This is a genomic window from Legionella drozanskii LLAP-1, from assembly GCF_001467585.1.
Taxonomy (GTDB): domain Bacteria; phylum Pseudomonadota; class Gammaproteobacteria; order Legionellales; family Legionellaceae; genus Tatlockia; species Tatlockia drozanskii.
In genome coordinates this window covers 305088-316060 of record NZ_LNXY01000020.1, presented here as the reverse complement: position 1 = coordinate 316060, position 10973 = coordinate 305088, and the positions used below count along the sequence as shown (strand labels likewise).

Here is a 10973-nt window from a genome sequence, read left to right as displayed (position 1 = left end):
TGGATGTTTGTATGTCGGATCAAATTGAACGTTTTTTTACTTCCAGTGCTTATGCAGTTATTGGTGCATCAACGAACAGAGAAAAATTTGGTAATAAAGTGTTGCGTTGTTATTTGCAACATTACAAAACAGTTTATCCTGTTAATCCCAAAGAAGGGTTTATTGAAGGCTTAGTCTGCATTAATAATATTGTCGATTTACCTGAAACTGTCGCTAGTATTTCGATTATAACGCCTCCTGCAATCACTGAAAAAGTGGTTGAACAAGCGATAAAAAAAGGCATAAAAAATATTTGGATGCAGCCCGGTGCAGAAAGCGATACTGCAATACAAAATTGTTTGAAAAATCATGTAAATGTGATCGCTAAAGGACCTTGTATTTTAGTGGAATTGGGGTTTGTGGAATAAATAGCCCCGGGTTTAACACGAACGCTCTTACCTCTCTGTCGATTTATTAAAACGCCGGAAACGAATTTATGACAGGTTTTTTTCACAGTAAGTTAGAACTAAACTATTGATTCTTACTGATGGGCCGTATAGGGTTCGAACCTATGACACAGAGGTTAAGAGCCTCCTGCTCTACCAACTGAGCTAACGGCCCGACACTTTTAGAATACTGGTTTAGGATAAAATTGCAAGGACTTACATGTCGGCTTGCGTTGTTATGACCACAGAATTCGCCCTTACCTAACGTAAGCTCCTTATGAAAGTTGTGATACACAATCTCGCAATAAAGCCCTCATTGCTTGAATTCCTTTAATCCTTTCACATCCACATTAATGTGTCGAATAAAACGCTGTATCAGTTGCTTGGCTTGCTCGATCGTTAAAGGTTTGCGAAGTATGCCATCCATTTCTGCATCCTCACAATTAAACCCGACTACGGTTGGATCGTGACCGGTTAAAGCAATAATTGGAACTCTAAAATTGCTGCCCTGCTCTCTTTTTCGCAGTGAAGCAGTCAGTTGATAACCATCACCCTCTTCTAAGGTAAGATCCATCAAAACAAGATCATATTTACCAGGTTTAAAAAGCTCATCAGCTTGTCGTGGTGTGGCTACCACATCGGTTAAGCATTTACAGCTCATTAGAACCGTTTTTTCAGCTTTTTGCGCAACCAAATTATCTTCAATCAGTAATATTTTTAACGCGTTGATTTGCGTACCTTTTTCAGGGGAACTGACTGCGAGGGGGTTACTATAACGAAGCTGTGATTTTATATTTCTTAACTGGGTATTTAATTGTTTTTGCTTCGTCAAATCACGTAAAACAACCAGTAATCCCAGCGCATTACCTGATTTATCCGCTAAAGGAAGTCGCGAAATTTCAAAGTAAAGAATAGAACCATGGTTATTAATCATCGCCTGTTCTTCTACTCTACTTCTGCCCGACATCATGACATCAATATCTTGTTGTTGAAATTTTTCGATTTGTTCGGAGGTCCACAATCCCTGCTTGTGCATCATTTCGTAAATCGCACCGATGGTCTTATCTTCGATATGAGAAAAACCTAGAAAACGTAATAAATTGTGGTTGCAATCGATAAGGAATCCATTTGTATCTAGAATATAAAGAAAATCACCTGTTTTTGAGAAAGCACTAGCGTAAATCTGCGAAGTCATTAAGTCGTTCATAATACTCCAACCTCTGTGGCAACATCGGATAAAAACCCAAGTTGTCAACCCTCAATCTTTTAGGAGAAACCAATCGCTAAATTTTCTTTATTATAACATATTTAAACCATATTGATTAATTTTTAATCTACATTGAGAGTAGGACTGCTTCAACTTTTAAAATAAGAGAGTAGACCAAGGTAGAAGACTCAATTTGCTTAGAAAAGCGACATGTAACGTCTGCGCGGATATGTTATTATCTGCTGAGATTAGATTCCTACACTTGAAACGAATCCATTGTTTGACTGACTAACGGCTAATGAGAACTACTTTGCTAAAGAAATTTTTTTTACTGCTATTCTTTTTTCTCTTTATCAATAACGCTTTTGCGCAAAAACGAGAAATTGCAATCACCATCGATGATTTACCTTTCGTCGGAGAAAGTAAGAATTTTCATTTGGATATGATTATCAATACCATTAAAACAAACGAAGTACCTGCAACTGGCTTTGTGATTGCCGGCCAAATTGCTGCAAACAATTGGCAAACCCTTCATAAATTTCGTGAAGCAGGTTTAGGATTAGGCAACCATACGCTTTCACACACTAATTTAAATAGAGTAAATAGTGACGCTTACATTCAAGAAATTGAGGCAGCGGATAAAATCTTAACACCGGTTCTTACTGAGCCTAAGTATTTTCGTTATCCTTACTTGGCAATGAGTGGCGGGGCGAAAAAATCGAAGGTTCTTGATTATCTTGCCAACAAAAACTATCAGGTCGCTCCTATTACAATTGACAGTCGTGATTTTGTTTTTAATCAACTATTGCTAGGCGTGCAACAAAATGAGCGTCGTAATTTTCTTAATGTTCTGAAACCTTGCTATCTTAATTTTATCTGGCAACAGACTTTAAAAGCCGAGGAACACAACCGTCTCGCCCATAAACCAGAACAAGCACAGATTTTATTAATCCATGCAAATCTTTTAAATGCCTATGTTTTATCAGATCTGATTAATCTTTATAAACAACATGGTTACACCTTTGTGAGTTTGGGAGATGCCTTAAAATCGTTTGAGGAAAGCTCTTCCAAACTTGCTAAAAAAGGAAAGTCTTCCACGGATTCACTTATCGAGAAATTTTTAGTATGGGATTAATTGTTTTGCTTAGATAGCCAATGCTCTAAATATTTTTTCGTTTTTTCTACGGTGCCGATAAGTTGTTGGTACAATTCTTCCAATAAAATAAAATGTCCAGCTTTACTATATCGCTCAAGAAATTGACAAGCATATTGCATTTTAACGGTACCACAATAGATTGCCCCACTTTTCATTTTATGGGCCAAATTTTCAATTTGTTCCCAATTTTTCTCTTGGTAAGCGTTTTGTATACTGAGCAAATCTTCAGGTATCGCTTCAGCACACATGAGGGCTATTAAATCTTTCAGAATTTCCTTGTTACCTAGACTTTTAATGCCCTTATCGATATCAAGTAAAGGATAATTATCAAGACTAAAGAGTTGGACCTCACTTTCAGGTAAATCAAGATCCAATTTCCCTTTCTTTTGCTTCTTATCTTGCTGATCCATTGCAATAAATTGTTTGATGAGTTTTTGTAGAAGGGGTAACCGAAGAGGTTTTATGATTAGTTTATTCATGCCAGCCTCTAAACATCGCTGTTCTTCTTCCTCCAAAGTATGGGCAGTCAAACCCACAATGGGCACTGTTTTTTTTTGTAGAGCACTTTCCCCCTCACGAATAATTTGCGTTAATTCATTGCCTGAAATACCGGGTAAACCTAAGTCAGTGATGATTAAATCAAAATCCATTACTTCGATGAGCTGCAAAGCAAATTCGCCATTAGCAGCAGAGGAATAAGAACAACCTGCTTGTTTTACGAGTGCTTCAGCGATTTTTAATGCAATAAGGTTATCTTCTACCAGCAAAATATGAGGTAATTGTTTGACAGAATCTGGCATATCTTGGAGCACCATTAACTTTATTACCTCTATGCACTTCGTAAAATATCTAGCTATATTTTAGCCGATCAAAAATTAACAAACAAAGACCAATGGACAAGAATAATCACAGAGAATGATTAAGAATAAGGATAATTAATTATTCTTTTGAATAAACTCCACTTAACTCACTTGTTTCAAGAACATGATTTTGCATTGCTTTTAATACTTCATACTTATCTGCCTTAGAATTTAGATTGAGCACAGTATCTAGTGCAAAAAGTCTAAAAAAATAATGATGAGTTCCACTGGGTGGGCAAGGCCCTCGATAACGCGTTTGTCCCCAACTATTTTTTCCAACCACGGCCCCTGCTGGCACCTCTGTTGCCTCAGAAAGTAACCAAGTATCAACGGGGATATTGAAAATGAGCCAATGAACCCAATCGCCTGATGGGGCATCTGGGTCGTCAACAATTAACACAAAAGACTGAGTATTCACAGGAGGAGATTGCCAAAACAAAGGAGGAGAAATATCTGCACCATTACAGGTATATTGTGGAGGAATTGGACTATGGGTACTAAATGCCGGACTATTCAAAGATAAACTAGCAGCAAAGCTTCCTAAACTTAAACAGGCTAAAAAGATAAAAAGCATCATCCCATATTTCTTTTTCATTATTAATTCCCGTGATACGTAACTAATAACTGCTAATAAGCATAGTATATTCTGCCATTAATCATACATCATAATGAATACCCTCAGGCCTTACTGATTCTAATTTGTTATCGACTATGGCATTAAAGAAAAAAGTATTGGTCTCTGTTTTATAGCTTATCTTATCAACCTTAGAATTTGCTGACGCTTGCAAAAAAACCTCTTCGACGCTTTTTGATAACCTTAAGGATTCGACTTGAAAAGAATGGATACGTTCTTTTAATGCATCAATTAGAAAATGAATAGCTGAAACTGTAGCGATATCCCAGTGTTTTGCATTTTGTGTCTCTCTCATTACTCGGATAATAACAACTACATCAAAACCTAGAGTAAGAACTGAAGCCAGAAGTTTTAACGCATTAGATTTATTGTTAAAATCCTTAGAAGACTCTCCATCAGAAGCACTGCTGGGTGTTGCATCGGGTTTTAACATAAATATTCGATGTAAAATGACAGCTATCCTTTCTTCCCCAGTTTGCTGAGGTTCGGACTCACTGGAATCAATATTGGTAGAGAGTTGCTCTAATCCCTCAGCTTGCCTTATTAAATTGTAAACAAGATCATTATATTGTTGAGTTAAAATGGATAATTTAATCGTATTAAAATTAAAACTGCTTTTTTCATTAGTTGCTGCCAGAGTTTCTTGCCAAGCTTGCAACTGCTCAGGAAAATTTAGCGCGGAATTAGCCCGCAATCGGAGAGAAATTGGAGCCTTTTCGCTAAATGCAGGTTGAGTATCATTAATGGGGTAAATTTCTTTCAATTCCGTAATTTTTTCCAGCCTGGTACTTAATAAATCGACAAAATCTTCCGAAAATTGCTGATATTTTTTCTCCCCAAAATTGACTGTATTGAATGAGTCAATGGATAAATATTGAGCAAGATCTTTTCTTGTATTTTCCGTAATTAGATCAGCGGGTATTTTTTCAAATACAGTCAGTACGATATCGGTAAGAAGCGCTTTATTTAATCGACTACCAAATAGTTTTGCCTGCTCAGCAATCGCTAGAAATAATCCTGGAATGAATTTGTAATTGAGGACATAGCCTTTCGTATATCCCTTTGGATTGAGCAAACCCTGATATTCAACCGGATGCAGCAAATCGATAAGATTATTCTTATGACCGAAATAACGAAACGCAGCCCCCCAATCAATACGAGCAAATTGCGTAAAAATGATATCCTCAAGCGATGCAACATTCAAACAGACCATATTACCGCTATGAACACTGTAATCTCCCAAAAGAAGTGAAACCATCAGTGCTATAGCAAGTCCAAAATGCTGTCCGTTCCGAGTTAGCAAACGATAACGACGAGGGCCAAAAAACATCTCGAACAGCGGATCACGATCGGAACCATTCCAATAAGATGTTCCAATAAGTTTATGCAACTCAGTGAAGAAAACTTTCGGCTGTATTAGACCATAGGTCTTATCTTCAAACTGAATCAAGTCAGCGCAAATTAAAGAATCGTGGTAGATTTCATCAATCAAGCCTCTTTTCTTGAATTCCTCTATTAATCTACCCGCGACTAATTCAGTAAATAACTCTTTAATATCATGAGGTTTTTTTATAAAAAACTCTTCACCCTCCTCATTGCAGTAAAAACCATCCACGACATCATGATTTTTACCACCTTCCTTATCCTTGGTTTTTGTTAGTGCTTTTCCCTTATAAGCAGGCATGGTTTGTTCTTATGCAAAAAGGTCAGAATATATCATTTTTATCTTTTTATGGTGAGATAATCAACAGAAAAGAAAAACTTCTCAATTCTGATGTTTGTCTGATCCTATAACTTCTCCTGCTGTGAGATTGCCTTGCACTTATTGACAGCATTCACTTTACATTGCGTCGAACAATCTGTCGGCGTGGATGGAATACAAACTCCTTTTAGGCAATTTTCTATATTTTGTTCCACACAAGTTTTCATATCAAATCGATAAGGATCACCAGGCAAATTTGAAAATGCCATTGTGGGTAAGTCAGCCAGGAAAATGAGTAAGCCCAACTTGAAGAACCTTGTAACCATCGTCAAATCCTTATTGATAGAAAACCAATTATAATTTTAGACCGAAACTGGATTTCTAGCATTCTTAGCTTTATCCCAAGTTGAGATACCAAATCTTTCTTACCCCCATCGCAGCAGCAACTCTAATTTTTTTTTGAACCATTAACCTGTTGTAATCCCTAGAGTTACTCTCTTATAGTATATTGTTAGAAATACTGTGTTATAAAACGCCTTTTGTTCTAACAATCAAGGAATTGCTTATGCGGCTCATGTTCAGGATATTTATTTGCTTAAGTACAAGCATATTAATATCTTGTAATATTTCTCTGCCCCCGCAAGCCCAGCTTAGAAATCTGCTAGCAACTCCGAACATGGATCGAGCCGTTACAAGGCTTTTAGCAGAAACAAATACCTTTTCGCAGGGGAATTGGCCAGACAAAAGATGGTGGTTAATTTTTAACTCACCAGAATTAAATCAATTAATCGAAGAAGCCCTAGTCAATAACCCTTCTCTTCTCGAAATTAGAAGTCGCATTACCGCGGCAAAAGAGGAAGCGATAGTAACTCGTTCGCTTCTTTTCCCACTTGTATTTTTTGATGCAAGTATGACTAGGCAATATTTAAGCAAAAATGGCTTGTATCGAGCGTTTAACCCAAAAATTCATCGCAATGCCACACTCATTGATCTCACTTTATCCTTTACTTATGAGTTCGATTTTTGGCATAAAAATCATAATCTTTTCTGTGCTGCTATTGGTGAAGCCCTAGCTACTCAAGCAGAAGCGGCCCAAGTTGCGTTAATTACCACTACTTCGATGGCTCAGGCTTACATCGCCTACAGGACAAATTTGCTAAGAAAGCAATTATATCAGCAATTATTTACGGTACGGCAGCGACTTCTGCAGCTCCAAAATTTAGTGTTTTCAAAAGGCCTGACTTCGGATTTACCGAGCTTTTCAGCAGAAGAAAATTTTTTCGAAGCCAGACAATTTCTCTCAAGTATTGATACTGAACTCATTGTCACTAAGCATCTGATCAATACTTTGGCGGGACGAAATCCCGATACCCCGCTTCAACTTGATTGCTCTCTGCCAGCCTTGCCTCGTGCACTGATAATTCCTAAAACCTTATCTGTCGATCTGATAGCCCGTAGACCTGATTTAATGGCACAAATTTGGCGCGCTAAAGCCTTAGCTTATGAAACAGGCGCTGCAATGGCTGAGTTTTATCCGGATGTTAATATTACTGGGTTTATTGGTTTGGAAAGTACTCGATGGACCAAGCTCTTATATAGTAGTAGCGGTAAAACAGGCATTAAGCCCGCTATTCATCTGCCAATTTTTACAGCAGGAGCCATTGCTGCTAACGTCAATGTAATCAAAGCAAAATTCGATGCGGCCATTTTCGCTTATAACAATTTGTTATTACACAGCACTCAAGAGGTTCTCGACGTATTAGCGTTTGCGCAAGATGTGTACCAACAGAAAAAGCAACAAACAGAGATTGTTAATTATGCTGAACGGCGTTATAACTTAACTAAATTAAGGCAACAAAAAGGCTTAGATAGTGACTTTGATACGTATTACTATCAAGAAGCAGTTATTGAAACTAAACTAGCCAACGTTAGTTTACTTTATAACCAATATTTAGCCTCAATTAAATTAATTAAGGCGTTAGGAGGAGGCTACTGCCAAACAGAGGTTCCTCTGGTGAAGAAACTATGAAGAAAAAACACTCAGCCTCTTTTTTGTTCGCCCTACTAGTGCTCTGTGTTTTGCTGTTCTTTTTTTTATATTGGTTATTTGTTTGGCGATTTCAAGCGTATACCAACGACGCTTACGTACAGGGCAACCAAGTCTATGTTAAATCCCTGCGTAAGGGCTTTGTCACCGGGGTTTATACCGATGATAGTTTTTTGGTAAAAAAAGGACAAGTCATTGTCTCCCTCAATGAAACAGATGCCATCATTGCTTTGGAAAAGGCAAAAAAGAAACTTGCCCAAACGGTTCGGGAAGTATCTCAGGCCTTTCATGATGTTTTTATCCTAGCTGCCGAAATCGAGGTTAAAGAAGCTGAACTTTTAAAAGCCCAACAAAATTTCAAACATCGTTACGATGTCATCGGCGCGAAAGGGGTTTCTTTAGAGGATTATCAACATGCAGTCGACGATTTAAAAGCCAGTGAAGCGGCGTTAAAACGAACTAAAAATAACTATCAAAAAATGCTGGCTTTCGTACAAGGCACCTCCATCACAGAACATCCCTGGGTACAAGCTGCCGCACAAACCGTCCGCGATGCTTGGGTACAGCTTTATCGCTGTAGGATCTATGCACCTGTTGAAGGGCTTGTCGCTCAGCGCACTATTCAAGTGGGAATGTGGGTTTCACCCAATGAACCGTTGATGTCTATCATTCCTCTGGATCAAATCTGGGTCAATGCCAATTTTAAAGAAACGCAGCTTAAAAAAATGCGTATCGGTCAAAAAGTAACATTTACTTCGGATCTGTACGGTCGAGATGTTGTTTTTCATGGAAAAATTGTAGGCTTACCCGGCGGTGCTGGTAACGTTTTTTCCTTGCTACCTCCTGAAAACCTTTCAGGAAACTGGATTAAGATTGTCCAGCGATTACCCGTGCGAATCGCCTTAAATCCTGAGGAGTTAAAGAAACATCCACTACGCCTCGGCTTATCCCTGGAGGTCACTGCCGATCTCACCAATCAAGATGGCCTCTTAGTACCCACCACCTTTAACAATTCCCCTCGTTATTCCACCGATATTTTTCAATTGGAAGAACAAGGAGATAAAGAGCTTATAGAAAGTATCATTAAAAATAATCTCGACCCTAATTTACAAGAATTTGCTAGAAATCCGCTGATTATCTCAGATATTAATCTGCGACAAAAAGGAACTAACGACAACACTTCCCCGGAATCGGCGGTGCAGAAAAATGGTAATGAGAAAAAAGCGCCTCAGCAAAACCAATCTAGAAAAAAGAAGAATAAAAAAAAAATGACTAAGCAAAAAATGACTATAAAAGAATGCAAAATAAACACGCTTTAGGAGGGAAAAGAACATGGTCCTTTACCTCCTGGTTTTATCGCTAGTTGCAGTTGTATTTAATCTTACTTTACCCATCATGGCTGGTCTTTATATAGTCAGTGATTTGGGCGGTAGTTCTTATCTAACTTCTTATGCAGTTAGTTTTTTTTGTATCGGCAATATTATTGGCGTTCCTCTTGGAAAACCAGCACATACAGGATTAAGCGGCCTCCAACTTTTCGTGGTCTGCTTAATTTGCATGTGTTTTTTTTCATGGCAATGTGCGATAGCAACCGATTATTTTAATTTCGTTTTATTCCGATTCCTAGAAGGCGTGGCTTCTGGACCGCTATTTATTTTAATTACTTACACGCTGATTCCTCTTCTAGCTCCAGAAAAAGAGAAAGCAGTTATTATATCACTTTTATTAGTTAGTTTTTCTTTGGCGCCTGTACTCGCTGCTTCTTATGGTGGCTGGATAGCTTACTATCATAATTGGCGCCTTCTTTTTTATTCCAATATTCCTTTATGTCTTTTTTTAATTATTTTTGTAGGCTACCGATATCGCAAATTCGATAACCAGCGGTCAGAAAAAGTTCATCTTGATAAGATTGGTTATTTTTTTTATACCATCGCCGTTGTTTTTATTGGTACCGTGTTAACAGTTGGCCAAGAATTAGATTGGTTTCGCTCTTCTCTCATCACCTTTCTATCCATTGCAGGCGGCATTAGTTTTATCTTTTTTATACTGCGAAGTTGGTCAGCGGAACATCCCATTCTTGATATCCAATTGTTTAAAATTTTTTACTTTTCAGTGGCTATAGTGAATTTATTCCTACTTTTTTCAATTTATTTTGGAATGGTCATTTTACTAGGCTTATGGTTGAAACTTTATGTCAACTATACTCCCAATTGGATCGCATTAATTATTGGCACAATGGCACTCGGAGCCTGGATACCAATACTCATCAATTACATGCGCTATGATCCGCGCCTACCCCTTACAGTGGCTTTAATTTCCCTTGCTATTTCTAGTTTTTATACTACCTATTTTAATGCGGATATTAATTTTAACCGCATTGCCTTTTCGCGCATTCTCACCGGCGTAGGATTGGCAGTGTTTTTAGCCCCTCTTTTTCGTTTATGCACTCAAACCGTTCATCCTAAAAAAATTCCCGAAGCCATTTGTCTTTTCCATACAGCAAGGCTTTTTGGAAGTGGAATGGGTGTTTCCTTATTTCTCATTTTATGGCATCGCCGACAGGTCTTTTATCACGAACGTTTGGGGAGCAGCTTAACTGCCTTTTCGCAAAATACGACCCAATTTTTTGAACGGGCAAAATTTTTCAATATTCAAGGAAAACAAGCTTTAGCCCAATTAGATTTTTATCTACAACGACAAGCGACTGCCTTGGCTCTCGATGATTGTTTTTTTTTGATGGGGTGGATAGTCGTAGGTTTACTTATTTTAGTCACGTTTACTTATTTCCTTCCAAATCCGGTCTTGTATGATGAGGTAAAACCGCCTGAGGAGAAATCAGATCCTAATTCGTCTGTTCACAAAGCATAAAGGAATTTGTTAAGCCAAACCCGCAGATGCTCGCTTTTTTGAATTGCCTAGTGTTAAGATTATTAGTTGAAATC

At 37.9% G+C, this 10973-nt stretch carries 10 protein-coding genes and 1 tRNA gene; 5 read left to right on the top strand and 6 right to left on the bottom strand.

The features are described from left to right. Positions 1–11 precede the first annotated feature (11 nt). On the top strand, positions 12–407 hold the full coding sequence (locus Ldro_RS05835; protein WP_058495464.1) for a CoA-binding protein: 396 nt from the start codon (positions 12–14) through the stop codon (positions 405–407). Positions 408–527: 120 nt separating this feature from the next. Here the strand turns inward: Ldro_RS05835 and Ldro_RS05830 are convergent. Further along, positions 528–600 (bottom strand) — tRNA-Lys (locus tag Ldro_RS05830). Between the two features lie 138 nt (positions 601–738). Then, positions 739–1632: a response regulator gene (locus Ldro_RS05825; RefSeq protein ID WP_058495463.1), complete on the bottom strand. Its 894-nt coding sequence runs from the start codon at positions 1630–1632 to the stop codon at positions 739–741. Between the two features lie 298 nt (positions 1633–1930). Between Ldro_RS05825 and Ldro_RS05820 the strand changes: the two genes are divergently transcribed. Then, positions 1931–2767 carry a polysaccharide deacetylase family protein gene (locus tag Ldro_RS05820; RefSeq protein WP_058495462.1) on the top strand — a complete coding sequence of 279 codons (837 nt, stop codon included), beginning with the start codon at positions 1931–1933 and terminating at the stop codon, positions 2765–2767. On the opposite strand, the gene Ldro_RS05815 is transcribed toward Ldro_RS05820, so the two are convergent. The 4 genes from Ldro_RS05815 to Ldro_RS05800 all read right to left on the bottom strand — a co-directional run bounded on the left by Ldro_RS05815 (position 2764) and on the right by Ldro_RS05800 (position 6310). Beyond that, positions 2764–3588 carry a response regulator gene (locus Ldro_RS05815; protein WP_162263969.1) on the bottom strand — a complete coding sequence of 275 codons (825 nt, stop codon included), beginning with the start codon at positions 3586–3588 and terminating at the stop codon, positions 2764–2766. The two genes, Ldro_RS05820 and Ldro_RS05815, sit on opposite strands and share 4 nt — an antisense overlap. A 139-nt stretch (positions 3589–3727) precedes the next feature. Next, complete coding sequence (locus Ldro_RS05810; RefSeq protein ID WP_083497905.1) at positions 3728–4243, bottom strand: YbhB/YbcL family Raf kinase inhibitor-like protein; 516 nt, start codon at positions 4241–4243, stop codon at positions 3728–3730. A 61-nt stretch (positions 4244–4304) separates the two neighbouring features. Then, complete coding sequence (locus tag Ldro_RS05805; RefSeq protein WP_058495460.1) at positions 4305–5966, bottom strand: hypothetical protein; 1662 nt, start codon at positions 5964–5966, stop codon at positions 4305–4307. Between the two features lie 104 nt (positions 5967–6070). Continuing rightward, positions 6071–6310, bottom strand: a complete 240-nt coding sequence (locus tag Ldro_RS05800) for a hypothetical protein (protein WP_058495459.1) — start codon at positions 6308–6310, stop codon at positions 6071–6073. A 239-nt stretch (positions 6311–6549) separates the two neighbouring features. Here Ldro_RS05800 and Ldro_RS05795 point away from each other — a divergent pair, with 239 nt between their 5' ends. From Ldro_RS05795 to Ldro_RS05785, 3 genes are read left to right on the top strand one after another with little or no spacing between them, the layout of a single operon-like run. Continuing rightward, complete coding sequence (locus Ldro_RS05795) at positions 6550–8013, top strand: efflux transporter outer membrane subunit (RefSeq protein ID WP_058495458.1); 1464 nt, start codon at positions 6550–6552, stop codon at positions 8011–8013. Then, positions 8010–9350 (top strand): HlyD/EmrA/EmrK family protein, encoded by a 1341-nt coding sequence (locus Ldro_RS05790; protein WP_083497904.1) that lies wholly within the window; start codon positions 8010–8012, stop codon positions 9348–9350. The genes Ldro_RS05795 and Ldro_RS05790 overlap by 4 nt, the downstream gene beginning before the upstream one ends. A gap of 13 nt (positions 9351–9363) precedes the next feature. Then, entirely contained in the window at positions 9364–10899 is a 1536-nt protein-coding gene (locus tag Ldro_RS05785; protein WP_058495457.1) for an MFS transporter, read from the top strand. Positions 10900–10973: the final 74 nt, after the last annotated feature.

Excerpts from the sequence above, each read along its gene's own strand:
- Ldro_RS05835 (WP_058495464.1), top strand. The coding sequence starts at position 12 with ATGTCGGATCAAATTGAACGTTTTTTTACTTCCAGTGCTTATGCAGTT.
- Ldro_RS05825 (WP_058495463.1), bottom strand. The coding sequence starts at position 1,632 with ATGAACGACTTAATGACTTCGCAGATTTACGCTAGTGCTTTCTCAAAA.
- Ldro_RS05820 (WP_058495462.1), top strand. The coding sequence starts at position 1,931 with ATGAGAACTACTTTGCTAAAGAAATTTTTTTTACTGCTATTCTTTTTT.
- Ldro_RS05815 (WP_162263969.1), bottom strand. The coding sequence starts at position 3,588 with ATGCCAGATTCTGTCAAACAATTACCTCATATTTTGCTGGTAGAAGAT.
- Ldro_RS05810 (WP_083497905.1), bottom strand. The coding sequence starts at position 4,243 with ATGAAAAAGAAATATGGGATGATGCTTTTTATCTTTTTAGCCTGTTTA.
- Ldro_RS05805 (WP_058495460.1), bottom strand. The coding sequence starts at position 5,966 with ATGCCTGCTTATAAGGGAAAAGCACTAACAAAAACCAAGGATAAGGAA.
- Ldro_RS05800 (WP_058495459.1), bottom strand. The coding sequence starts at position 6,310 with ATGGTTACAAGGTTCTTCAAGTTGGGCTTACTCATTTTCCTGGCTGAC.
- Ldro_RS05795 (WP_058495458.1), top strand. The coding sequence starts at position 6,550 with ATGCGGCTCATGTTCAGGATATTTATTTGCTTAAGTACAAGCATATTA.
- Ldro_RS05790 (WP_083497904.1), top strand. The coding sequence starts at position 8,010 with ATGAAGAAAAAACACTCAGCCTCTTTTTTGTTCGCCCTACTAGTGCTC.
- Ldro_RS05785 (WP_058495457.1), top strand. The coding sequence starts at position 9,364 with ATGGTCCTTTACCTCCTGGTTTTATCGCTAGTTGCAGTTGTATTTAAT.